This is a genomic window from Variovorax atrisoli 110B (assembly GCF_000382045.1).
Taxonomy (GTDB): domain Bacteria; phylum Pseudomonadota; class Gammaproteobacteria; order Burkholderiales; family Burkholderiaceae_C; genus Variovorax; species Variovorax atrisoli.
The window spans coordinates 44170-66684 of record NZ_KB907465.1; the positions used below are offsets into that span (position 1 = coordinate 44170).

At 69.4% G+C, this 22515-nt stretch carries 22 protein-coding genes; 14 read left to right on the top strand and 8 right to left on the bottom strand.

Annotated elements, in window-relative coordinates:
- Window positions 1–96: 96 nt before the first annotated feature.
- Window positions 97–1512, bottom strand: coding sequence for a surface-behavior sensor histidine kinase ShkS (shkS, locus tag G369_RS0130430; protein WP_019657854.1), 1416 nt, complete (start codon window positions 1510–1512; stop codon window positions 97–99).
- A 98-nt stretch (window positions 1513–1610) separates the two neighbouring features.
- Between shkS and G369_RS0130435 the strand changes: the two genes are divergently transcribed.
- A complete protein-coding gene (locus tag G369_RS0130435) occupies window positions 1611–2012 on the top strand; it encodes a VOC family protein (protein WP_019657855.1) in 402 nt (133 codons plus the stop codon).
- Entirely contained in the window at window positions 2006–2407 is a 402-nt protein-coding gene (locus G369_RS0130440) for a phage holin family protein (RefSeq protein ID WP_019657856.1), read from the top strand. Before G369_RS0130435 ends, G369_RS0130440 begins: the two co-directional genes overlap by 7 nt.
- A 24-nt stretch (window positions 2408–2431) precedes the next feature.
- Here the strand turns inward: G369_RS0130440 and G369_RS0130445 are convergent, their stop codons facing one another.
- Window positions 2432–3748 (bottom strand): FAD-dependent oxidoreductase, encoded by a 1317-nt coding sequence (locus tag G369_RS0130445; RefSeq protein ID WP_019657857.1) that lies wholly within the window; start codon window positions 3746–3748, stop codon window positions 2432–2434.
- Window position 3749: 1 nt separating this feature from the next.
- Window positions 3750–4760 carry a Bug family tripartite tricarboxylate transporter substrate binding protein gene (locus tag G369_RS0130450; protein WP_019657858.1) on the bottom strand — a complete coding sequence of 337 codons (1011 nt, stop codon included), beginning with the start codon at window positions 4758–4760 and terminating at the stop codon, window positions 3750–3752.
- A 139-nt stretch (window positions 4761–4899) separates the two neighbouring features.
- Here G369_RS0130450 and G369_RS36565 point away from each other — a divergent pair, with 139 nt between their 5' ends.
- Window positions 4900–5799 carry a LysR family transcriptional regulator gene (locus G369_RS36565; RefSeq protein WP_167333981.1) on the top strand — a complete coding sequence of 300 codons (900 nt, stop codon included), beginning with the start codon at window positions 4900–4902 and terminating at the stop codon, window positions 5797–5799.
- 100 nt (window positions 5800–5899) lie between these two features.
- Window positions 5900–6844 carry an alkaline phosphatase D family protein gene (locus G369_RS0130460; RefSeq protein WP_020723370.1) on the top strand — a complete coding sequence of 315 codons (945 nt, stop codon included), beginning with the start codon at window positions 5900–5902 and terminating at the stop codon, window positions 6842–6844.
- Window positions 6845–6875: 31 nt separating this feature from the next.
- Here G369_RS0130460 and G369_RS0130465 read toward each other — a convergent pair whose 3' ends face one another.
- From G369_RS0130465 to G369_RS0130480, 4 genes are read right to left on the bottom strand one after another with little or no spacing between them, the layout of a single operon-like run.
- Entirely contained in the window at window positions 6876–7991 is a 1116-nt protein-coding gene (locus tag G369_RS0130465) for an ABC transporter substrate-binding protein (protein WP_019657861.1), read from the bottom strand.
- Between the two features lie 28 nt (window positions 7992–8019).
- On the bottom strand, window positions 8020–9108 hold the full coding sequence (locus G369_RS0130470) for an ABC transporter permease (RefSeq protein ID WP_019657862.1): 1089 nt from the start codon (window positions 9106–9108) through the stop codon (window positions 8020–8022).
- Window positions 9105–10619 carry a sugar ABC transporter ATP-binding protein gene (locus tag G369_RS0130475; protein ID WP_019657863.1) on the bottom strand — a complete coding sequence of 505 codons (1515 nt, stop codon included), beginning with the start codon at window positions 10617–10619 and terminating at the stop codon, window positions 9105–9107. Before G369_RS0130475 ends, G369_RS0130470 begins: the two co-directional genes overlap by 4 nt.
- Window positions 10616–11548, bottom strand: a complete 933-nt coding sequence (locus G369_RS0130480; RefSeq protein WP_026346762.1) for an SMP-30/gluconolactonase/LRE family protein — start codon at window positions 11546–11548, stop codon at window positions 10616–10618. The genes G369_RS0130475 and G369_RS0130480 overlap by 4 nt, the downstream gene beginning before the upstream one ends.
- Window positions 11549–11840: 292 nt before the next feature.
- Between G369_RS0130480 and G369_RS0130485 the strand changes: the two genes are divergently transcribed.
- The gene (locus G369_RS0130485; protein ID WP_019657865.1) at window positions 11841–12851 is read left to right on the top strand and encodes a substrate-binding domain-containing protein; all 1011 of its coding nucleotides are present in this window, start codon (window positions 11841–11843) and stop codon (window positions 12849–12851) included.
- Window positions 12852–12860: 9 nt separating this feature from the next.
- Here the strand turns inward: G369_RS0130485 and G369_RS0130490 are convergent, their stop codons facing one another.
- Window positions 12861–13607: an IclR family transcriptional regulator gene (locus G369_RS0130490; RefSeq protein ID WP_051127677.1), complete on the bottom strand. Its 747-nt coding sequence runs from the start codon at window positions 13605–13607 to the stop codon at window positions 12861–12863.
- Between the two features lie 169 nt (window positions 13608–13776).
- Here G369_RS0130490 and G369_RS0130495 point away from each other — a divergent pair, with 169 nt between their 5' ends.
- From G369_RS0130495 to G369_RS0130535, 9 genes are all read left to right on the top strand, one after another.
- A complete protein-coding gene (locus tag G369_RS0130495; RefSeq protein WP_019657867.1) occupies window positions 13777–14763 on the top strand; it encodes a Bug family tripartite tricarboxylate transporter substrate binding protein in 987 nt (328 codons plus the stop codon).
- 5 nt (window positions 14764–14768) lie between these two features.
- Complete coding sequence (locus G369_RS0130500) at window positions 14769–15701, top strand: amidohydrolase family protein (RefSeq protein WP_019657868.1); 933 nt, start codon at window positions 14769–14771, stop codon at window positions 15699–15701.
- Window positions 15698–16684 carry a Bug family tripartite tricarboxylate transporter substrate binding protein gene (locus G369_RS0130505; protein WP_019657869.1) on the top strand — a complete coding sequence of 329 codons (987 nt, stop codon included), beginning with the start codon at window positions 15698–15700 and terminating at the stop codon, window positions 16682–16684. Before G369_RS0130500 ends, G369_RS0130505 begins: the two co-directional genes overlap by 4 nt.
- A gap of 50 nt (window positions 16685–16734) precedes the next feature.
- On the top strand, window positions 16735–17424 hold the full coding sequence (locus G369_RS0130510; protein WP_019657870.1) for an RraA family protein: 690 nt from the start codon (window positions 16735–16737) through the stop codon (window positions 17422–17424).
- Window positions 17421–18350: an NAD(P)-dependent oxidoreductase gene (locus G369_RS0130515; protein WP_019657871.1), complete on the top strand. Its 930-nt coding sequence runs from the start codon at window positions 17421–17423 to the stop codon at window positions 18348–18350. The genes G369_RS0130510 and G369_RS0130515 overlap by 4 nt, the downstream gene beginning before the upstream one ends.
- A 42-nt stretch (window positions 18351–18392) precedes the next feature.
- Entirely contained in the window at window positions 18393–19385 is a 993-nt protein-coding gene (locus G369_RS0130520) for a Bug family tripartite tricarboxylate transporter substrate binding protein (RefSeq protein WP_019657872.1), read from the top strand.
- Between the two features lie 20 nt (window positions 19386–19405).
- On the top strand, window positions 19406–20368 hold the full coding sequence (locus G369_RS0130525; protein ID WP_026346766.1) for a tripartite tricarboxylate transporter substrate binding protein: 963 nt from the start codon (window positions 19406–19408) through the stop codon (window positions 20366–20368).
- A 13-nt stretch (window positions 20369–20381) separates the two neighbouring features.
- Entirely contained in the window at window positions 20382–21269 is an 888-nt protein-coding gene (locus tag G369_RS0130530) for an amidohydrolase family protein (RefSeq protein WP_019657874.1), read from the top strand.
- A gap of 290 nt (window positions 21270–21559) precedes the next feature.
- On the top strand, window positions 21560–22489 hold the full coding sequence (locus G369_RS0130535; protein WP_019657875.1) for an SMP-30/gluconolactonase/LRE family protein: 930 nt from the start codon (window positions 21560–21562) through the stop codon (window positions 22487–22489).
- Window positions 22490–22515: the final 26 nt, after the last annotated feature.

Here is a 22515-nt window from a genome sequence, read left to right on the forward strand (position 1 = left end):
CACCTGAGGACCGGCGCAGCCGGATCCTTGGTGTTCCCGAATTGAAAAAACCGCGCCCTGGCGCGGTTTTTTCATGGGAATGGGGCTGGTGCGGTCTTAGCCGCCAGACGCCGTCACCCTCGCCTGCGCCACCGCCTCGTCGGCATCGTGCAGCGCGACGCGGAACACGCTGCCGCTGCCCAGGCGCGAGCGCACGCTGACCGGGTGACCCAGCACGTGCGAGAGGCGCGCGACGATGGCCAGGCCGAGGCCGAAGCCGTCGGAGGTGCCGGCGTGGTCGGCCACCTTGTAGAACTCCAGGAACACGTCGCGCAGGTGCTCGGGGGCGATGCCGATGCCGGTGTCCCACACTTCCACGCGCAGGCCGTCGCGGGTCTGGCGGGCGGCGAGCAGCACGCCGCCTTCGGTCGTGTACTTGATCGCGTTGGCCAGCAGGTTGCCGATCATGCGGCGCACGCGGATCGGGTCGGTGAGGAACGAGCCCTCGCACATGCGCACGCGGAAATCCAGCCCGCGGCTCTCGGCCACGGGGCGGTACTGCAGTTCGAGGTCGTGCAGCAGTTCGGGCACGTCGACCCGCTCGACGTGCAGGCGCACCTGGCCCGAGTCGATGCGCGCCAGGTCGAACATGGAGTCGAAGAGCGCATTCACCGCATGCGTGGCCCGCACGATCTTCGGTGCGAGCTCCAGCACCAGTTCGGGCTCGTTGCGCAGCCAGTCGGCGTACAACGAAAGTGCCAGCACTGGCTGGCGCATGTCGTGCGCGGCGCTGGCCAGGAAGCGGTTCTTCATGGCCACGGCCGACACCGCCGCCTGGCGTTGCTGGGTCAGCGACTTGATGAGGATGTGGTTGTGGAACAGCAGTTCCAGGCTGTTGCGCGCCGTCTCGTAGATGTGCCGCCCGGCCCGCAGCAGCAGGAACCAGTGGAGGATCGGCAGGATGGGCATCAGGTAGCCGTACTGGAACTGCGGATGATGCAGCGTGATGGACACCAGCCGCAGCAGCACCGCCGCCAGCATCGTGATGAACAGCGTGTTGACGTAGCGCTTGAGCAGCGGCGGATGCAGCGCGAGCCCGTTGAGAGGAAAGGTGCCCACGCCGGCCACGATGAGCCAGCTCATGAACTGGTTGACCTGCGGCGTGCGCTCGAAGAAGAGCAGCACCGACAGGCCCCACACCACCGCGCTGGTGCTCCAGACGAAGCCGTAGCGCTCGGTGAACTGCTGCTGTGCGGCGGCGCTGCGCCCTGCATAGCGCACCGCATAGACCCGCGCACCCCACGCGCGGCAGGCTGTGGCGATGACGCCGGCCAAGAGCCAGAGGAGCAGCTCCCAGCGCGGCACATAGCCCCAGTTGAGGCCGACCATCGCCGGCATCAGTGCCGCCGAAACCAGGTAGGAGCCGCGCGCGGAGCGCATCAGGCTGCGGATGAGTTCGCCGCGTACCCACGATTCGGCCTCGTCGGCCGAAGCGGGTGCGGGGGTCATGCTGGCGATCGACGCATTGGCCATAAGCCGACGATCTTAACGGTGCCCCTGGCAATGTTTCATCGGGTAACAGTCGATCGTTGCATCCACAATGACGGCGATAACCCGGAAGAATTAATCGCATGTTGTCCCACGTCTACATCGGTGTGAACGACTTCGAGCGCACCTTCTCCTTCTATTCGGCGCTGATGCGCGAACTCGGGCTGAAGCTGAGGTTCAGGGACGACGCCAGGCCCTGGGCCGGCTGGCAGAGCCCTGACGCGCCGCGCCCCCTGTTCCTGGTGGGCACGCCCTACGACGAGCGAGAGGCCTCGCCCGGCAACGGCCAGATGGTGGCCCTGCTGGCCGCGGATCGCGCTGCGGTGGACCGCGCCCATGCCATGGCGCTGGCGCAGGGCGGCGCCTGCGAAGGCCCGCCCGGCCTCAGGCCGCACTACCACGCGGACTACTATGGAGCCTATTTCCGCGACCCCGAAGGCAACAAGCTCTGCGTCTGCTGCCACACACCACCGAATCCATGCTGAACAACCTGACTCCCTTCCTCGTCCACTGGGCCATCACCGCCGTCTCTCTGTGGGTGGCGAGCCATCTCTTTCGCGGACTCAAGTTCGACAGCACCGGTGCGCTGGTGGTCTCGGCGCTGCTGCTGGGCCTGGCCAACGCCATCGTCAAGCCGCTGCTGATCGTGCTGACGCTGCCGCTGACGCTGGTGACCTTCGGGCTGTTCCTGCTGGTCATCAACGCACTGATGATCCTGCTGGTGGCTGCGCTGGTGAAGGGCTTCAGGGTGTCGGGCTTCTGGACCGCGCTCTTCGCGAGCATCTTCATCTCGCTGCTGAGCGTGGTCATCGGCTCCTTCGTGACCGGCAGCGACCCTGCCGAGAAGGTGCAGATGCCGCAGACCGGCAACTGGCTCTGACCAGCCGGGGCCTGCTCGCAGGCCCTAGGCGAGCACGGCGCCGCCGCGCAGCAGCGCCTCGCGCAGGGCAGGCACCGCGACGGAACGCACCTGCGCGCCCATGCCCTCGCCGGCAGAGCGCGCCGCCATGGCCGCCGCTATGCCCGCGGCATGCCCCACCGCCATCGATATCGTCATGACCCGGATCGCCGCCAGCGCCTCGTGGCTGGCCGAGATGCCCCGCCCCACGCCCAGCGCGTTGTCGAGCGTGGTCGGGATCAGGCTGCGGTACGGGATCTGGTAGGCGTGGTCGTCGCCCATCGGCACGTAGTGCAGCGAGCCGCCCTTGGCCGGATGGATGTCGATCGGATAGGCGCCCGCCGCGACCGCGTCGGCGAACTGGACAGGCTGCAGCAGTTCGGCGGCGGTGAGCACATGGTCGCCTTCCACTCGGCGCGTCTCGCGCACGCCCACCTGCGTGGCGAAGGCGCGCAGCCGGCCGTTGCCGCAGCCGGGCACATGGGCCGCGATGAACCCGGCCGCCTTCCACGCCTGGCGCCGGCCTTCGATCTCCGCGCCGCCGAGCGCCATCGGGTCGGTGGCGTCGATCGCCAGGCGGCTGATGTTGAACCAGGCATCGTCCGAATGAGGAACGCGGCTCGAATGCAGCGCGGCCCGCGCGAGCCCGCCCTGCGCGTAGCCCCTTGCGGCCAGTTCGGCGAACTCGGCCTTCGAGAGTGCGCCGAACCGCTCGAAGTCGATGGGGCCGAAGCGGAACATCATCGTCGCCGGCTGCAGCGCCTCGCCGCCGCCGAGTTCGAGGAAGCGCGCGCCCGCCTGCTTCAGCGCGTCCATGTCGCCCGATGCATCGACGAGCACGCCCGGCCGCAAGGACAGCACGCCGCCCTTGGTCAGCACGCGCAGGCCGGTGATGCGCCGGCCTTCGCACTGCACGTCGAGCAGGCTGGCATGCAGCAAGGGCCGCACGCCGGCCTCGGCCACCATGTCGTCGAGCACCAGCTTGAGCACCTCGGGCTCGTACTCGACGCGGTCCATGTGATGGCCGGTGGACATCACGAAGCGGTCGTGCTCGCGGGCGCCGCCGTAGGCGCGCAACCGCCGGACCACCTCGTCGGCCAGCCCCGCCACCACCGTGCGGCCGTTGCCGGTCTGCCAGCTGTTGAACTGCGCGACCGCGCCGGCCGTGGCGTTGCCGCCGAGGAAGCCGTAGCGCTCGACCAGCACGACCGAGGCGCCCTGCCGCGCCGCAGCCACTGCGGCCATGGAGCCCGCGACGCCGCCGCCGCACACCACCACGTCGGCCTCGACCGCGTGGCTTGTTCCGATGTTCTCGCTGCCCATGCTAGTTCTCGACCTGGATGCCACGGCTCTTCACCACCTGTCCCCAGCGGGCGCCTTCGGCCTTGAGGTATTGCGCGGTGGCCTCGCGGCCACGGATGAAGGTCTCGAGGCTCAGCGCGTCGAAGCGCTTCTTCACCACTTCCGATTGCTGCGCCGAGGCCAGCAGCTTCTCGAGCCGCGCCAGTCCTTCGGCCGGAATGCTGCCCTTGGGCGCCACCAGCGTGGCCCAGCCCTCGACCTCCAGGCTCTGCAGCTTCAGGCTGCGCAGCGTGGGCACATCGTTCAGTTCGGCCACCGGCTGCGCCGACGACACGGCCAGCGCGCGCAGCCGGCCCGAGCGGATGTGCACGATCACGCTCGGCAGATTCAGGAAGCCCATCGACACCAGCCCCGAGATCAGGTCGGGCATCAGCGCGCTCTCGCCTTTGTAGGGCACGCTGACCAGCGAGGTGCCGGTCTCCTGCGCGAAGAGTTCCGCCGTCAGGTGCGCCAGCGTGCCGGTGCCGCTGTTGCCCGCGCTGAGCTTGCCCGGCTGCGCCTTGGCCAGCGCGACGAGTTCGGCCAGCGTCTTCGCCTTCGAGTCGGCCGGCACCACCAGCACCAGCGGCTGCTGCGAAACCATGCCGATGGCATCGAAGTCGCGCGCCACGTCGTAGCTCAGCCTGGGGTTGAGCGAGGGGTTGATCACCATGCTGTTGCTGCCCATCAGCAGCGTGTGGCCGTCCCGGCTCTGCAGCGCCGCCATCACGCCGATGGCGCTGCCCGCGCCGGGCTTGTTCTCCACGATCACCGGCTGCCCGAGCTGCGGCGCCAGCACCTCGGCCAGCACGCGCGCCGAGCCGTCGGCACCGCCGCCGGGTGCGAAGGGCACGATGATGCGCACCGGCTTCGTGGGCCAGGCGTCGGCGGCATGCACGCTACGGCCGAGGGCCAGGGAGAGCGTCGCTGCCGAAAGTGCGGAGATCGCATGCCTGCGGGTGATGCCGCGCGCGGCGGCTGTGGCTTTGGCCATGTCCTGTTTGCCTCTTGATCTGGTTGTTCTGGAAAAGAAGGTCCGATGCTAGGAAGCGGCCGTGCTCCCGGCAAATACCAACACGTGGCAACGCCATAACATCGCGTTATCGAATCACGCCGATGGGATGGGCGATGTCATGAACCTCCGACAGATCGAAGTCTTCCGCGCCGTCATGCTGGCCGGCTCCGTCACCGATGCCGCACGCTCGCTGCACGTCTCGCAGCCGGGCATCAGCCGCATGCTCTCGCACATCGAACTGCAGCTGGGGCTGCGCCTCTTCGAGCGGCGCAAGGGCAGGCTGCTGGCCACGCCGGAAGCGCAGGCGCTCTTCGCCGAAGTCGAGCAGGTGTATCGCGGCGTGGCCCGCATCGACGACTGCGCTCAGGCCTTGAAGGACGGCAAGATGCTCACGCTGCGCGTGCTGTGCAGCCCCAGCACGGGCCTGGACATGGTGCCGCGCGCGCTCACCGCACTGGGCGAGGAGTTTCCGTCGGCGCGCATCTACTTCGAGGTGCTGCTCGCGAGGGAGATGGTGAAGCGCCTCGCCGCGCACGAGGCCGACGTGGCGATCTCCACGCTGGCCATCGACGATCCGCTGCTCAGCTCCCGCCCCATCGGCCAGTGGACGCTGGCCGGCGTGTTCCCGCGCGGCCATGCGCTGGAGGCGCGGCGCACGCTGTCACCGGCAGACATCCTGAAGGAACGCATGATCTCCTTCAGCCCCGACACGCCGCAGGGCCGCATCATTGCCGACTGGTGCTTGCGGCACCGGCTGCAGCCCGATGCCCGCATCGAGGTGCGCGCCGGCCAGAGCGCATGCGCCCTGGCCGCGGCAAGCGCGGGCGTGGCCATCGTGGACGACCTCACCGCGCGCGGCTGCATGACCGACAGGCTCAGCTTCCGGCCGATCCGCAACGCGCCTTCCTTCGACATCTTCGCGGTGACCAACGAGAACTTCGCGGCTTCGCAGCTGGCGAACCGCTTCGTCGCCCACGCCCAGTCGGCGCTGCGCCAGCTCAAGAAAGAGCGCGCCTGAGGGCGCGGCGCCATCCCATATTCTGCGGAGGGACAGCGCGCGGCCGCTGCCTATGATCCGCCTCACCCCGGCGCCCAGACCGGCGGAAGAGGAGCCCCCCATGAAGATCGCCTTCACGTCGTGCATGAACTTCAAGCCCGGCCCCGACGGCTACCAGCACGTCTGGGACCGCATCGCGCAGGAGCAGCCCGACTACCTGTTCCTGCTGGGCGACCAGATCTACATGGACTACTTTCCCAGACTGGGCGAGCCATCGAAGTGGGACGCGGCGAAGTTCGCCGACGTGATGCAGGGCAAGTACGAAGCGCAGTGGAACGTCGCGAACTTCAAGGCCCTGCGCGACGCGCTGCGCCAGAAGCAGGACAACGGCGGCGGCGTGTACGGCACCTGGGACGACCACGACTTCGCCTGGAACAACGCCCACGGCTCGGACGTCAGCGCAGCGGTGAAGCAGCAGACCCGGCGGCTCTTCACGCAGTACATGCAGATCGGGCAGCTGAACAACCCGGCGCACCTCGACCCGGCCGTCGACGGCATCTACTACTCCATTCCGCTGATTCACGAGCAGCAGCGTATCGGCAAGGCCATCTTCCTCGACACCCGCTGGTACAGCACCGCCCCCGGCGACGCCAAGCCCCTGCTCGGCCAGAAGCAGCTCGACTACCTGAAGCAGGAGCTGGCCGGCGAGCAGGGCTACGTGCTGATCTGCGCCGGCACCCCGATCCGCGCGACCGGCAACGGCTGGATGCGCTACCGCGACGACTACGCCAGGTTCCGCGCGATCATCCAGGGTCGCAAGTCGATCTTCCTGACCGGCGACATCCACGAGAACGCCTTCCTGCCGCCGGCCGGCGAGACGAAGATGTTCGAGGTGGTGTCCTCGGGCGCCTTCGTCACCAAGTACTACCTCACGGGCGAGCGCGAGAACTTCGGCATCCTCGAATACACGCCTGCGAGCACCGACATCAAGCTGTTCGACAAGCGCGGGCTGGAGATGCACAACGTCATCGACAACGCGACCTTCATGCACCGGGAGATCCGCTGAAGGCCCTCATGGCCTCCCCGCGGCCCCCGCCCTACTTGCCCCAGATCGCCTTGTACTGGTTGCGGTAGCCGTTGTCCGGGTCGAACACGTTCCTCGGGCCGCCGTCCTTGCCGACGTTGCCCACGGTCACCAGGTGCACCTTGGGCACGTAGCCCGACCACTTCTCCTTGGCGAAGGCGCGGTTGAGTTCGTCGACGATCTGCCAGCCCTGCATGTTCAGCGGCTCGGGCACGGTGCCGGCCTGGAAGCGCTGCGTGCGGATGCGCTGGTAGGCCGCCTCCGAGCCGTCGCCGGCCGACACCGCCTTGGGCGCGCCGTCGCCCTTCTTGCCGGCCGCCGTGAGCGAGGGGCCCATGAAGTCGAAGTACAGGTCGTTGATGGCCAGCGAGTGCGTCCACTTGTCGCCGAAGCGCTGCAGCAGCGCGGTGGTGAGCTGCGGCATGCGGGTGGAGCTCTCGGCGATGGGGCTGTCCTCGAAGCTCAGCACGGTGCAGCCGCCGCACTTCTTGATGACGGCTTCCATCGCGCGCGCCTTGTAGAGCGCGATGGCGTACTGCGAGTCGGTGAAGATCACCACGCCGGCCTTGCCGTTGGAATCGGCCACCACCCACGAGGCGGCGACGTCGGCCACGTCGTCGGTCACGGTGGTCACGTTGGCGAAGAGGCCCGCCTTCTCGTTCGGGCCGGGCTGCTCGCCCGAGTGCCAGCCGACCAGCGGAATGCCCGACTTGGCCGCGCCCGCGAACGCGGCCTTCTGCTCGGTGGTGTCGAAGCCGCCGACCACGATGCCCGCGGGCTTGACGGCCAGCGCCTGGTTGAGCGCGGCCGTGCGCCCGCTCACCGTGCCCTGCCCGTCGATCACGCGCACCGTCCAGCCGATGGCGCGGGCAGCCTCTTCCACGCCCTTGCTGACGCCGACGATGCCGCCGTTCTTCATGTCGCCCGCGACGAAGACGATGGTCTTGCCGGCCGCGGCCTTCGGGCCGGCGGTGGGACCGTCCCACTTCTCCTTGGTCATGGTCGCGACCTCGACCTTCTTCTTCGCGGCATCGAGAAAGTCGTCGGCCATGGCCTTCGGCGCCAGTGCGGCTGCGCACAGCGCCAGCACCGCGGCAGCGACGGTGCGCGCGGGAACACTCTTCTTCATGCTTGTCTCCAGTCGTCGTAGTGGGCCGTCATTCCGACGGCGTTGAGGTAACCGGTTGCGCTTGATCGAGCTGCCGCTCGGCGATGCGCCGCTTGATCGAGCGGTTGCGCCGCTGCTGCGCCCAGCCCGCGATGCCGATGGACACCAGCAGCGTCAGGCCGTTGAAGAGCGGCTCCACGTAGAAGGCACCGCCGAACTGCTGGATGCCCGAGATGCCGATGGCGAGGATGGCCACGCCCACCAGCGTGCCCCACACGTTCACGCGGCCGGGCCGGATGGTGGTGGAGCCGAGGAACGCGCCCACCAGCGCCGGCAGCAGGAACTCGAGCCCCACGCTCGCCTGCCCGATCTGCAGGCGCGAGGCCAGCAGCACGCCCGCGAAGCCCGACAGCAGCCCCGAGGCGACGAAGGCGCCCATCACGTGCCTGCGCACCGAGATGCCGTTGAGCTGCGCCGCCTTCGGGTTGGCGCCGATCACGTACAGCGCGCGGCCCAGCGGCGTGAACTCGGTCACCACCCACAGCGTGAGGCTCACCGCGAGCACGTAGAACGCGCCCACCGGCAGCCCCAGCAGGCTGCCGCCCGCGATGCCCACGAAGCCATCGGGCAGCTCGCCCACCACCTGCCGCCCACCGCTGTGCCACATGGCCATGGCGTAGATCACCGTGCCCGTGCCCAGCGTGGCGATGAAGGAGTCGATCTGCGCGAGCTCGACCAGCAGCCCGTTGAGCACGCCGAACAGCGCCGCGCACAGCAGCACCACCAGCACCGCCGCCGGCCACGGCAGGCCCAGCTGCGTCTGCAGGCTGATCGCGAGGATGTGCCACAGCACGATGCCGTAGCCCACGGTGAGGTCGATCTTGCCGGTGATCATCGGGATCGTTGCGGCCAGCGCCAGCAGTGCGATCACCGACTTGTCGGCCAGGATCGCGCGCAGGTTGAAAAGCGTAGGAAAGGTCTCGGGCAGCAGCACCGAGAACAGCAGCGCGAGCGCCACCGTGAGCACGACGAGGCCGTAGACCGGCATCGCGCGCCCGAGGCTCTGCGCGAGCGAGACGGCCTCGCCGTCGAGGGACTTGTCGGGCTCCAGCGCCGTGGACTTGATCGAGCTGCTCATGCGGGAACTTCCTCGCGCGTCGCCGCGCCTGCTGCCAATGCCAGGAGTCTTTCGACGGTGATCGCCTCGCCCGTGAGCTCGGCCGCGATCAGCCCGTCGCGGAAGACGAGCACGCGCGTGCACACGGTCGCGATCTCCTCGAAGTCGGTGGAGACGACGACCAGCGCCGTGCCAGCCTCGGCGCGCTCGCGCAGCACGCCGTAGATCTGCCGCTTGGCGCCCACGTCGACGCCCGCGGTCGGCTCCTCGAGCACCACCAGCGGCTTGTCGAGGTGGAACCAGCGCGCCAGCACCACCTTCTGCTGGTTGCCGCCCGAGAGCTGCTGCACTTCGGCCGAGGGCGCGGGCGGGTTGATGTCGAAGCGGCGGATGAGCGCGAGCGCGCCCTCGTTCTCGCGGCGCGGCCGGTCGAAGGCCAGGCCGTGGTCGCCATGCAGCGTCGAATTGGGAAAGAGGTTCTCCAGCACGCTCATCGAGCCGGCCAGGTTCTCCTCGAGGCGCTCGCCGGCCACGTAGGCCACGCCCGCGCGGATCGCATCGGCCGGGCAACTGAAGCCGCAGCCCCTGCCCAGCAGCTGCATGCGCCCGGCCGACAGCGGCTCGCGCCCGAAGATCGCGCGGCTGATGGCCTCGTGTCCCGCGCCGCGCAGGCCCACGAGCCCGAGCACCTCGCCGCGGTGCACGGACAGGCTCAGCGGGCCGGCGTTGCCGCTGGCGGCGCCCTCGAGCTCGAGCACGGGTTCGCTGCGCGCAGGCACCCTCGCCTTCTGCACCGAGGCCGAGAGCGCCTTGCCCACGATCAGCCCCACTAGTTCGCCCTCGCTGGTCTGCGCCGTGGTCTTCACCGCGACCAGCCTGCCGTCGCGCATCACGGCCGCGCGGTCCGAAATGGCCATCACCTCGTCGAGCCGGTGCGACACGTACATCATCGCCATGCCCTGCCGGCGCAGCTCGCGCAGCACGGCGAACATGCGTTCCACGTCGCTCATCGGCAGGCTCGCCGAGGGCTCGTCGAGCACCAGCAGCCGCGCCTTCACTTCGAGCGCACGGCCGATGGCGAGCAGCGATTTCTCGGCGCGCGTGAGCGAGAACACGCGGCGTCCGGGGTCGATGTCGCAGCCCACGCGCGCCATCACGCGGCGCGCCGTCTCGTTCGCCGACTTCCAGTCGATGAGGCCGAAGCGGCGCGGGTAGCCGGTGCCCAGGCCCACGTTCTCGGCCACGGTCATCCACTCGACGAGGCCCAGGTCCTGGTGGATGAAGGCCACCGGCTGCTCGCGCCGGTCGCCGCGCCGCCACTCGGACTGCGGCCGGCCGTCGAAAAGAATCTCTCCGTCGTCCACCGCGTGGATGCCCGCGAGCAGCTTGATGAGCGTGGACTTGCCCGCGCCGTTCTCGCCCAGCAGCGCGAGGATCTCTCCGGAACGCACGTCCAGCGTGACCTTGTCGACCGCCTGCGTGCCGCCGAAGCGCTTGCTCACGGCCCGGAACTGCAGCAGCGGCGTGTTCATGCGCGCACCGCCCCGCTCGTGTTCAGCCGGATGCGGTAGAGCGAGGCCGAGGCACACACGAACAACTCGTCGCCGTCGGACCCGCCGAAGGTGAGGTTGCCCACCTTCTCCGGCACCGCGATGCGCGCAAGGCGCGTGCCGTCGGGGTGGTAGACCTGCACGCTGTCGGCGCTGCTGGTGTAGACGAAGCCGTGCACGTCGACGCGGAAGCCGTCGGCCAGCCCCGGGTTCACCACCGCGAACACACGCGGGTTCGCGAGGTCCTGCCCGCCGATCACGTCGAACGCGACGATGTGGTGGTGCCCCGAGCCGTCGGTGCGCAGCGCGGCCGAGGTATCGCTCACATAGAGGATGCGCTCGTCGGGCGAGAAGGCCAGGCCGTTGGGCTCCTCCACGAAGTCGCTCACCGAGCGCAGCGCGCCGCTTGCGGGGTCGAGGCGGAACACGTGGTTGCGGCCCAGTTCGCTCTGCGCCTTGTGCCCCTCGCGGTCGGAGACGATGCCGTAGGGCGGATCGGTGAACCAGATGCTGCCGTCGCGCTTCACGACGATGTCGTTGGGCGAGTTGAGGCGGCGGCCCTGGTAGCGGTCGACCACAACTTCGTCGGGCAGCGGCTGCAGGCCTTCGCCGGAACCCGCGAAGCGCGTGCGCACGATGGCACGCAGCCCGTGCGAGCAATGCAGCAGCGCCCCGTCGGCCTCGCGCGTGTGGCCGTTGGTGAACTCCACGCCCTCGCGCCACACGCTCATGCCGTCTTCGGCGCGCCAGCGCAGCATGCGGTTGTTGGGAATGTCGCTCCACAGCACCGAGCCGTCCTCGCGCATCCACACCGGCCCTTCGCTCCAGACGGCGCCGGTACACAGGCGTTCGAGCGGGCCTGCGCCCTGGGCGACGGGAGCGAAACGGGAGTCGAAGACTTCGATGGTCATGGCCACGGCGCTGGTTTCCCTGAACTTGGGCTCGCAGTGTGGCATCAAAAAGATACCGGTAACTCAGGCTTTACCCGTATGCGGCGAGGTCACCATTTCATTCTTCTTTCAACGCCATTGGCGGTATTCTTCGCTCGTCGATGCCGGCTTCGATATGGTTATCGGTATCTCACGCCGTCCGCTCCTCGTCGCATATCCTCGAACCCGCCTTTCCCGCCTTCCGAGAGAGAAAGAAAGAAGCGCCTTGCCACCGACCAAAGCCCCCGCCCCAGCCCTCACCCGCCCCGCGACGATGGCCGACGTGGCCGCGCGCGTCGGCGTCTCGAAGATGACCGTGTCGCGCGCGCTCAACCGCAGCGCGAGCAGCGACCGCGTGACCTCCGAGGCGCTGCGCCAGCGCATCCTGCAGGCCTGCGAGGAGATGGGCTACGTCATCGACCAGACGGCGCGCACCTTCTCCAGCAAGCGGTCGGGCTTCGTCGCGGTGCTGATCCCCTCGCTCAACAACTCCAACTTCTCGGAGACCGCGCAGGGCATCACCGCCGCCGTGGAGGCGCGCGGGCTGCAGGTGCTGCTGGGCTACACCGACTACCGCGTGGAGACCGAGGAGCGCCTGCTGCGCGCCATGCTCGCGCGCCGGCCCGAGGGCGTGATCCTCACCGGCGGCTCGCACACGCCGGCCGCGCGCGCCATGCTGCAGGCAGCGGGCGTGCCGGTGGTCGAGACCTGGGACCTGCCGGCCGCGCCCATCGGGCACACCGTGGGCTTCTCGAACGCCGAGGCCGCCGCCGCGATGGTGCGCCACCTGCACGCCAAGGGCTACCGGCGCATCGCCTTCATCGGCGGCACCTCGAACCGCGACACGCGCGGCGCCGACCGCCAGCGCGGCTATGCCGATGCGATCCGCGAACTGGGCCTGCCCGACGGCCGCGTCATCAGCTTCGGCCAGCCGCCGATCTCGATGGCGCAGGGCGGCGAGGCCGTGGCGCAACTGATCCGCCAGTGGCCGGACGTGGATGCGGTGATCTGTGTCTCCGACCTCTCGGCCTTCGGCGCGCTGATGGAATGCCAGCGTCGCGGCTGGGAAGTGCCCGGGCGCATCGCGATCGCCGGCTTCGGCGACTTCGAGGTCGCACGCGCCTGCCATCCGCGCATCACCACGGTCGCGGTGGATTGCGTGGGCATCGGCAAGGCGGCGGGAGAACTGCTGCTGCGCGTGATCGACGGCACGCGCGAAGGGCACCGGCCGCCTGCGGAGACTGTGCTGATTCCGTTCCACATCGAGCAGCGCGAGAGTTCCTGAGCCCTCCCTTCAGGGATGCCAGGTCGACACCACCGCGGGCGTCTGCGCCGTGGGCCGGCCCGCGAGCGCGTAGGAGAGCTCGTTCGCAGCCTTCATGATGGTCTTGGCATGGCCGATCAGCTTGGGCTTGGGCAGCCGGTCCGCCGGTCCCGAGATGCACACCGAGCCCAGCAGCGCCCAGCGCAGCCCGAAGACCGGCGCCGACACCGTCGCAACGTTCTTCTCGCGCTCGCCGATGGAGTAGTGGTAGCCCTTCTTGCGGATGTCCTCGTAGAGCTTTCCGGGCTCGCCCGAGAACGCGAGGATCACGCGCCCCGGTGAGCCCAGATCCAGCGGGAGCATCGCACCCATGCGCGCGTGATGCCTGATGGGCTGCGGCCCTTCGACGCGCGCAAGGCAGGTCCTGGAATTTCCTTCGCGCACGTAGAAGGCGGCGCTCTCGCCCGTTGCCTGCGACAGCGCGAGCAGCATCGGCTCGACCACGCCGTTGGCATCGAAGCTGGCCTGGTAGCGGGCGCCGAGCCAGCCGGCCGCGGGGCCGAGCCGCCAGCCGCCGTCCTCGCGCTGAACCACGTAGCCGGCGAGCGCCAGCGTGCGCAGCAGGCGCAGCGCGGTCGTCTTGTGCATCTGGCTGCGACGCGTGAGTTCCGCGAGCGAGAGGTGCTCGTCCTGCATGCCGAAGGTGTCGAGCAACTGCAGCGCACGGATGACGGCGGTGACTCCGCCCGAGGCCTCGGCATCCGCCTCGCGGGGCATCTCGATCACTTCCTTGCGCACGGATGCGGCTTTCGAATTCTGTTTCACACAGTGGTCCAAGGTCCGTTCAGTGGACCACCATTGTATGGAATGGAACGCAAACCTAAAGTCGCTCCACGCCTCGCAGCACGGCCTGCAGGTGGGCAACGAACGATAAGGAGACACACCCATGCGTACCTCGAGCCTCGGCTCCATTCCCCGCCGCGCGGCCCTCGGCCTCGCCCTTCTTCTCGCCTCGGGCATTGCGGCGGCGCAGGCCTATCCGGCGCGCCCGATCAAGCTCATCGTGCCGTTCCCGCCGGGCGGCGGCACGGACATCATCGCCCGCGAGGTGGCAAACAAGGTCGCGACCTCCGAAGGCTGGACCATCGTGATCGACAACAAGCCCGGCTCGGGCGGGAACATCGGTGTCGACGCGGCAGCCAAGGCCAGCCCCGACGGCTACACGCTGGTGCTGGGCCAGACCAGCAACCTCGCGATCAATCCGTCGCTCTACACCAAGCTGCCCTACGACCCGGTGAAGGATCTCGCGGCAGTCGGCCTGGTCGCATCGGCGCCGCTGGTGGTGGTCGTGTCCTCCGCCTCGCCCTACAAGAAGCTGGCCGACGTGGTCGCCGCAGCGAAGGCCAAGCCCACCGCGCTCAACTACGCGAGCTCGGGCAACGGCACCGTCGCCCATCTCGCGACCGAGCAGTTCCAGAAGATCGCAGGCATCCAGCTCACGCACGTGCCGTACAAGGGCGCGTCGCAGGGCATGACCGACCTGGTCGGCGGGCAGATCCAGCTGTACGTGTCATCGGTGCCGACGCTCATCGCGCAGATCAAGAGCGGACAGCTGCGCGCGCTGGCCGTGACCTCGCTGCAGCGCAACCGCGACCTGCCCGACGTGCCCACCATGGTCGAGGCCGGCTACAAGGACTTCGAGGCCGTCACATGGTTCGGCGTGGCGGGCCCCGCGGCCATGCCGAAGGACGCGATCGCGAAGCTCAACGCGGCCTTCAACAAGGCCCTCGCCACGCCCGACGTGCAGAAGAAGCTCGCGGCGCAGGGCGCGGAGGTGCTGTCCGGCCCGCCGGAGAAGTTCGCCTCGCTGATCCGCACCGACGGCGTGCGCTGGGGCGCGATCGTGAAGGCCTCGGGCGTCCGACTGGACTGATCCCGATGTCCGGCTCCGTCGTCGCGGGCACCGGTTCGCCCGCCATGCCCACCGCGCCCTTCTCTGCCGGGCACGGACGCGCGCCGGTCGAGGTGCCGCCGGGCGCCTGCGACTGCCATGTGCACCTGTACGACTCGCGCTATCCGCCGGCACCGGGCGCGAAGCTGACGCCGCCGGACGCCACCGCGCACGACTACCGCCAACTGCAGCAGCGCACCGGCACCGAGCGCGTGGTGTTCGTGACGCCCTCCACCTACGGCACCGACAACCGCCCCCTGCGCGATGCGCTCGCCGCCTTCGGCGCACGGGCGCGCGGCGTGGCGGTCATCGACGAGAACACCGGCGACGACGAACTGCGCTCGCTGCACGACTGCGGCGTGCGCGGCATCCGGCTCAATCTCTCGCTCGGCGTCGCGAATACCGCCGCGCAGATCGCACCGCTGGCAAGGCGCATCGCGCCGCTGGGCTGGCACCTGCAGCTACTCGCGCCAGCACCCCTGCTGGCGCAGCTCGCCGATGTGCTGAAGGACCTGCCCGTGCCCATCGTGTTCGACCACTTCGGGCGGCTCGCGCCGTCGATGGCCGGCAGGCACGCGGCGCATGCGCTGGTGCTGCGCCTGCTCGCATCGGGCCGCGCGTGGATCAAGCTCTCGGGCGGTTACATCGTGAGCGAGGAAGGCCCGCCGCACTTCGCGGACGTGGCACCGCTGGCAAGGAGCTTCCTGCAGGCCGCGCCGCAGCGCGTGCTGTGGGGCAGCGACTGGCCGCACGCCAGCGCCAGTGCCGGCCACCAGGCCATGCCCGACGACGCGCAGCAGATGGCATTGCTCGCCGGCTGGACCGCAACGGCGGACGCCCTGCGCCGCGTGCTGGTCGACAACCCGGCCGCGCTCTACGGCTTCGACGAACAGAACGATTCTTCCACGGAGACAACATGACCCGCATGCACAGGCGCCGCTTCGGCGCATTGGGCCTGGCCGCGCTCGCCGCGGCGTCGATGCCCGCACTCGCACAGGGCCAGTGGCCCACAGGCAGGCCCATCACCTGGGTCGTGCCCTACCCGCCGGGCGGCACCACCGACATCCTGGGCCGCGCCATCGCGCAGCGCCTGGGCGCATCGCTGGGCACGACGGTGATCGTCGACAACAAGGCCGGCGCTACCGGCACCATCGGCTCCGGGTTCGTCGCACGGTCGGCACCCGACGGCTACACGCTGCTGGGCACCTCGATCGGCCCGCAGGCCATCGTGCCGAACCTGCTGCAGAAGATGCAGTACGACCCCGTCGGCGCCTTCGCACCTGTGACCCTGATCGGGACCATTCCGCATGTGCTGGTCGTCGGCGCCGCGCAGCCGATGCGCACCGTGGCAGACCTCGTCGCGCAGGCGAAGGCGCGGCCCGAGGAGCTGTCGTTCGCGTCCGGCGGCAGCGGCACCATCCTGCAGATGCAGGGCGAATTGCTGCGCCTGCAGACCGGCACGCGCATGACGCACGTGCCGTACAAGGGCGACACGCCGGCCATCCAGGACGTGCTGGCCGGCCACACCAGCTTCATGTTCGCGCCGGTGGCCGCGGCGCTGCCGCACATCCAGGGCGGCCAGCTGAGGGCGCTGGCCGTCACCTCGGCCGCGCGCCTGAAGGCACTGCCCGATGTGCCCACCATGGGCCAGGCCGGCTTCAAGGATTTCGTGGTCGAGCAGTGGCAGGCGCTCTACGCGCCGGCGGGCACGCCCGCCGCCGTGGTCCAGAAGCTCAACGCCGAGGTGGTGCGCCATCTGAAGGACCCCGAGATCGCCGCGATGGCCGACAAGCTCGGCGTCACCCTCGTGGGCAGCACGCCGCAGCAGCTCGCCGACACCCAGAAAGCGGACCTGGCCAAGTGGGCCAAGGTCATCAAGGACGCGGGCATCAAGCCCGAATGAGCCTCGCCTTTTCCATCTACTCCCAATCCACCACCCAAGAAGGTTTCCCCATGTCATCTCCTCTTCCCGACGTCATTCGCGACTTCGAGCGCGTGCCCGCGAACATCGTGGCGCAGGCGGCCGAGTTCCAGCCCGCCATCCTGGCCGACGTGGCCGGCCGCCGCGGCGCGCTGGACGGCCGCATCAAGGCGCTGCGCCCCCGCATGAAGCTCGCGGGCACCGCGATCACCGTGGAAGTGCGCCCTGGCGACAACCTGATGATCCACGCCGCCATCGCCATGGCGAAGCCCGGCGACGTGCTCGTCATCGACGGCAAGGGCGATCTCAGCTCCGCGCTCATGGGCACGATCATGATGACCGCCTGCCGCCAGCTCGGCATCGCCGGCGTGGTGATGGACGGCGCCTGCCGCGACAGCATCGAGATCGACGAGATGGACTTCCCGGTCTTCTGCACGGGCACCAATCCGAACGGCCCGACCAAGAGCGTCGGCGGGCGCATCGGGCATCCGGTGTCGCTCGGCGGCGTGACGGTGCGTCCGGGCGACTTCGTCATCGGCGACGCCGACGGCGTGGTGGTGGTGGAGCGCGAGAAGATCGAGTCGCTGCTGCCGCTGGCCGCGAAGAAGGTGAAGGACGAAGCCGCACGCATCGCCGCCATCAAGCAAGGCGACACGGCCGCCAAGTGGCTCGATTCCGCACTGCGTGCGGCCGGCGTACTGAAGGAAGGCGAAACGCTGTGACGGCCATTCTGGTGACGGGCGCCGACCTGGCGCCGCAGGCGGTGAAGCTGCTCGAAGGCCACGAGCTCGTCTATGCGGGCAAGACGCCGACCGAGGACGACCTCGTCGCGCTGTGCCGCGCGCACGACCCGGTGGCCATCATCGTGCGCTACGGCAAGGTGGGCGCGGCCGTCATGGACGCCGCGCCTTCCCTGAAGGTGATCTCCAAGCACGGCAGCGGCACGGACACCATCGACAAGGTGGCGGCGCAGGCGCGCGGCATCGAGGTGGTGGCGGCCGTGGGCGCGAACGCGGCGGCGGTGGCCGAGCAGGCGCTCGCGCTGCTGCTGGCCTGCGCGAAGTCGGTGGTGCCGCTGGATGCGCGCATGCACGCGGGCCACTGGGACAAGGCGACGCACAAGAGCCTCGAACTCGGCGGCCGCACCATCGGCCTGATCGGGCTCGGCGCCATCGGGCTGCGCTTCGCGCGCATGGTCGACGCGCTGGGCATGCGCGTGCTCGGATTCGACCCGTACGCGAAGAACCTGCCGGCCCATGTACAGGCCGCGGACCTTGCGACCATCTGGGCCGAGTCAGACGTCGTCTCGCTGCACTGCCCGTTGACCGACGAGAACCGGGGATTGCTGAACGCGGACACGCTGGCGCGCTGCAAGCGCGGCGTGATCGTGGTCAACACCGCGCGCGGCGGGCTGATCGACGAAGAGGCCCTGCTGGCGGCCGTGCGCTCGGGCCAGGTCTTCATGGCCGGGCTGGACAGCTTCGCGGTGGAGCCGATGACCGCGGGCCACCCCTTCCAGGGCGAAAAGAACATCGTGCTGAGCCCGCACATCGGCGGCGTGACCAGCGACGCCTACGTCAACATGGGCGTGGGCGCCGCGAAGAACCTGCTGCAGGTGCTCGAGCGACAGACGGCGGCGAGCAGCTGAAGGCATAGCCGCCATCCAGCCCCATAACAAGGAGACAAGACAATGAAGAGCGGCAAGAAGGCCCGCCGGGCCGCGCTCACGCTCGCGCTCGGCCTGCCGGTCGCACTGGCGGTCCACGTGCAGGCGCATGCCCAGGCCTGGCCGGCCAGGCCGGTGCGCGTGCTCGTCGGCTTCTCCGCGGGCGGCCCCACCGACGTGGTGGCGCGCGCATTCGCAGACCACGCATCGCGTGCGCTGGGCCAGCCATTCGTCGTGGACAACAAGCCCGGCGCCAACACGATCCTCGCGGCCGAGGCGGTCGCCGCGGCGCCGGCTGACGGCTACACGCTGCTGCTGGGCGCGACGAACCACACGATGATCCCGGCGCTCTACAGCCAGCGCGTGAAGTTCGATGCGGTGCGCTCCTTCGCGCCGGTGTGCTCGCTGGCCGTGAGCCCTACGGTGCTGGTGGTGGGGCCGTCGATGCCGGTGAAGACCTTCGGCGCCTTCCTGCAGGCCGTGAAGGCCGATCCGGGCAAGCGCACCTATGCCACGCCGGGAGCCGGCAGCTCGGGCCACTTCGCGAGCGCGCAGTTCACGCAGCTCACGGGCACCTCGATGAACCACATCCCCTACAAGGGCGCGGCGCAGGCCGTGACCGATCTCATCGGCGGGCAGGTCGACAGCTCCTTCGCCACGCTGGGCTCGGTGCTCGCGCAGGTGCACAGCGGCAAGCTGACCGCACTGGCGGTGGCCGCGCCGAAGCGCTCGGCGCTGCTGCCCGGCGTGCCGACCTTCGAGGAGGCCGGCGTCAAGGGCTACACGGCCGACGCCTGGTACGGCCTGCTCGCGCCGGCGAAGACACCGCCCGATGTGCTGGCCACGCTGCGCCGCGTGGCGACCGAGTTCTCCCAGGCGCCGGCCACGCAGGAAAAGCTGCGCTCGCTCGGCATGGAGTCCCGCAACACCTGCGGCGATGCATTCGGTGCGCAGCTCGCGGGCGAGGTCAGGCTGTACGGCGATCTGGCCCGATCGCTCGACCTCAAGACGGAATGAACGCATACAGGAGGAACATCATGAAATCCATCCGACGCATGCTCGCCGCATGCATCCTCATCGCTGCAGCAGCGACTTCCGCGCAGGCCGCCTATCCGGAGCGCCCCATCACGCTGGTCGTGCCCTATGCACCCGGCGGCTCGGCGGATGCGCTCGCGCGCGTGCTGGCCGTGCGCGTGGGCGTGAAGCTGGGCACCAGCGTGATCGTCGACAACCGGCCCGGCGCCAGCGGCACCATCGGCGCGGGCTTCGCGGCCAAGGCCGCGCCCGACGGCTACACCGTGCTCTACGACGCCACGCCCTACTCGATCAACCCGCATCTCTTCGCGCGCATGCCCTATGCCGCCAATGCGCTGCAGCCGCTCGCGCTCGTCGCGCTGGCGCCGAACATCGTGATCGTGCGCGCCGAATCGCCATTGAAGGGCATCAAGGATCTCGCGGACAAGGCGAAGGCCGAGCCGGGAAAGATCAACTTCGCATCGGGCGGCAGCGGCACCGTGCAGCGGCTCGCGGCGGAACTGCTGCGCCAGCGGCTCGGGCTCGACATGGTGCATGTGGGCTACAAGAGCGGCGGCCCCGCCATCACCGACGTGATGGGCGGGCAGGTCGACTTCATGTTCAGCACCATCGCCGCCTCGTATCCGCTCGTGTCCTCCGGCAAGCTGCGCGCGCTGGCGGTGTCGTCCCCGCAGCGTTCGCCGCGCCTGCCCGAGGTGCCGACCATCGCCGAGACCGTGGTGCCCGGCTACGAGGCCTACGAATGGAACGGCGTCTTCCTGCCGGCCGGCACGCCGGCACCCATCGCGGAGAAGCTGCACAAGGCCATGGTCGAGGCGCTGAAGGAAGAGGAAGTGAAGAAGCGCTTCGTCGACGTCGGCGTGCAGCCGGTCGGCTCCACCCCTGCGGAGTTCGCCGATTTCCTGAAGAAGGAAGATGCGAAGTGGGCGGACGTGATCCGCAAGGGCAACATCAAGCTCGACTGAAGACATCGCACGAATGAACGCCACCTCCATCGCGCAGCCGGTTCCCCACTCGGTGGGCCTGGACCGCCCCGCGCCCGCACTGCCCGCGGGCGCGTGCGACAGCCACATGCACATCTTCGACCCGCGCTTCCCCGCCTCGCCGCACTGGAAGCGCCAGCCGCCGCACGCCGAGGTGGCGGCCTATCGACTGCTGCAGCAAAGGCTGGGCACCTCGCGCACGGTGGTCGTCAACCCTTCGACCTACGGCACCGACAACGCCTGCACCCTCGATGCGCTCGCGCAGCTGGGCGAACAGGCGCGCGGCGTCGCGGTCGTCGCCGAGGACGTGGCCGACAATGAACTCGACCGCCTCGCGGCGCAGCGCGTGTGCGGCCTGCGCGTGAACTTCGTGACGCCGCAATCCTGGGGCACCACCACGCCGCAGATGCTGACGACGCTGGCGCGCAAGGTGGCGCGGCTGGGCTGGCACATCCAGATATTCGTGCATCCGGAGCAGCTGGTGGAACTCGAGCCGGTGCTCGCCGCGCTGCCGGTGCCGCTGGTCATCGACCACATGGCGCGCATCGATCCGGCCGAAGGTGCAGACGCGGCGGCATTCGCCGTGGCGCGCCGGCTGCTCGACGGCGGCAACACATGGATGAAGCTCTCCGGCGTCTACATGCGCTCGCGCGACGGCGCGCCCGCCTACCGCGATGCCTTCGCGCTGGGCAGGGCACTGGTCGAGGCCGCGCCCGAGCGGCTGGTGTGGGGCAGCGACTGGCCGCACACGACCGAGACGCCGGGAACGGTGGACGACGCCGCGCTCGCCGACGTGCTCGCAGCCTGGTGCGGCGACGAGGCCGTGCGCAGGCGCATCCTCGTCGACAACCCGGCGAAACTCTATGGATTCGCGGCCGCCTGATCCGCGCCGACCAGGGTCTGTCCACACCATTTCCGGGGTCGCGAAGGGCAGCCAGTGCGGGCCAATCAAGGCGCGCGACGACGCGTGTGCATGCGCACACGCTAGAAGTGCAACGCCGAGTGGCCCGCCCTGGCTGCCCTTCCCGCAGGGTTGGTGCTCCAAGGGGCCGTCTGCGGCGTTGCCCGCACTTGCAAGGCGAAAGCCTTGCTGCGCGCGGGCGCCTTGCATCCAGCCCCTTGGAGCACCAACGCGACCCCGAAAATAGTGTGAACAGACCCTAGGACCCCTATATGTACTTCCTGCAAGCGCCCCAGGTGCTGGAGCTCCAGACCTTCACCAGCATGCCCGAGCATTTCCGGCGCCGCGAGCCGAGCGTGTGGGCCGAGGCCAACCGCGGCGGCCAGCCGACCGACTCCTTCCTCGAAGGGCCGGTGTTCGACGACGCCGGCAACCTCTATGTCTCGGACATTCCCTTCGGCCGCATCTTCCGCATCGACGCCTCGGGCGAATGGACGCTGGTCGCCGAGTACGACGGCGAACCGAACGGCATGAAGTTCATCGACGCGAACACGCTGCTCGTCACCGACTACAAGAACGGCCTGATGCGCGTGGACGTGCGCACCGGCAGCGTCGCGCCGCATCTGCGGCGGCGCAACACCGAGAGCTTCAAGGGCGTGAACGACCTGGTGCTGGATGCGCGGGGCAACGTCTACTTCACCGACCAGGGCCAGAGCGGGCTGCACGACCCGTCGGGACGCCTGTATCGCCTGCGGCCCGACGGACAGCTCGAACTGCTGCTGTCGAACGTGCCCAGCCCCAACGGCGTGGCGCTCTCGCCCGACGGCAAGGTGCTCTACCTCGCCGTGACCCGCGGCAACTGCATCTGGCGCGTGCCGCTGCTCGCGGACGGCAGCGTCGCCAAGGTGGGCCAGTTCTTCACCTCCTACGGCCCGAGCGGCCCAGACGGCCTCGCGGTCGACGCGCTGGGGCGTCTGCTGATCGCCAACCCGGGCCTCGGCGTCGTCTGGGTGCTCAATGCGCGCGCGGAACCGGTCGTGGTGGTGCGCGGCCCGGCCGGAGCCTCGACGACCAACATCGCCTTCGGCGGGCCGGACCGCTCCACGCTGTTCGTCACCGATTCGACGCACGGCAACGTGCTGACGGCCGAGCTCGACGCGCCGGGCGTGGAGCTGCATCGATTGAACGACGAGAGTGCATGAGCTTTGCTTGGCGGCTCGAGCATGGC

Coding starts and splice junctions, on each gene's coding strand:
- G369_RS0130535 (WP_019657875.1), top strand. CDS start 21,560: ATGTACTTCCTGCAAGCGCCCCAGGTGCTGGAGCTCCAGACCTTCACC.
- G369_RS0130500 (WP_019657868.1), top strand. CDS start 14,769: ATGTCCGGCTCCGTCGTCGCGGGCACCGGTTCGCCCGCCATGCCCACC.
- G369_RS0130465 (WP_019657861.1), bottom strand. CDS start 7,991: ATGAAGAAGAGTGTTCCCGCGCGCACCGTCGCTGCCGCGGTGCTGGCG.
- G369_RS0130495 (WP_019657867.1), top strand. CDS start 13,777: ATGCGTACCTCGAGCCTCGGCTCCATTCCCCGCCGCGCGGCCCTCGGC.
- G369_RS0130445 (WP_019657857.1), bottom strand. CDS start 3,748: ATGGGCAGCGAGAACATCGGAACAAGCCACGCGGTCGAGGCCGACGTG.
- G369_RS0130505 (WP_019657869.1), top strand. CDS start 15,698: ATGACCCGCATGCACAGGCGCCGCTTCGGCGCATTGGGCCTGGCCGCG.
- G369_RS0130485 (WP_019657865.1), top strand. CDS start 11,841: ATGGCCGACGTGGCCGCGCGCGTCGGCGTCTCGAAGATGACCGTGTCG.
- G369_RS0130530 (WP_019657874.1), top strand. CDS start 20,382: ATGAACGCCACCTCCATCGCGCAGCCGGTTCCCCACTCGGTGGGCCTG.
- G369_RS0130510 (WP_019657870.1), top strand. CDS start 16,735: ATGTCATCTCCTCTTCCCGACGTCATTCGCGACTTCGAGCGCGTGCCC.
- G369_RS0130440 (WP_019657856.1), top strand. CDS start 2,006: ATGCTGAACAACCTGACTCCCTTCCTCGTCCACTGGGCCATCACCGCC.
- G369_RS0130480 (WP_026346762.1), bottom strand. CDS start 11,548: ATGACCATCGAAGTCTTCGACTCCCGTTTCGCTCCCGTCGCCCAGGGC.
- G369_RS0130450 (WP_019657858.1), bottom strand. CDS start 4,760: ATGGCCAAAGCCACAGCCGCCGCGCGCGGCATCACCCGCAGGCATGCG.
- G369_RS0130460 (WP_020723370.1), top strand. CDS start 5,900: ATGAAGATCGCCTTCACGTCGTGCATGAACTTCAAGCCCGGCCCCGAC.
- G369_RS0130520 (WP_019657872.1), top strand. CDS start 18,393: ATGAAGAGCGGCAAGAAGGCCCGCCGGGCCGCGCTCACGCTCGCGCTC.
- G369_RS0130475 (WP_019657863.1), bottom strand. CDS start 10,619: ATGAACACGCCGCTGCTGCAGTTCCGGGCCGTGAGCAAGCGCTTCGGC.
- G369_RS0130435 (WP_019657855.1), top strand. CDS start 1,611: ATGTTGTCCCACGTCTACATCGGTGTGAACGACTTCGAGCGCACCTTC.
- shkS (WP_019657854.1), bottom strand. CDS start 1,512: ATGGCCAATGCGTCGATCGCCAGCATGACCCCCGCACCCGCTTCGGCC.
- G369_RS36565 (WP_167333981.1), top strand. CDS start 4,900: ATGAACCTCCGACAGATCGAAGTCTTCCGCGCCGTCATGCTGGCCGGC.
- G369_RS0130470 (WP_019657862.1), bottom strand. CDS start 9,108: ATGAGCAGCTCGATCAAGTCCACGGCGCTGGAGCCCGACAAGTCCCTC.
- G369_RS0130525 (WP_026346766.1), top strand. CDS start 19,406: ATGAAATCCATCCGACGCATGCTCGCCGCATGCATCCTCATCGCTGCA.
- G369_RS0130490 (WP_051127677.1), bottom strand. CDS start 13,607: ATGCCCCGCGAGGCGGATGCCGAGGCCTCGGGCGGAGTCACCGCCGTC.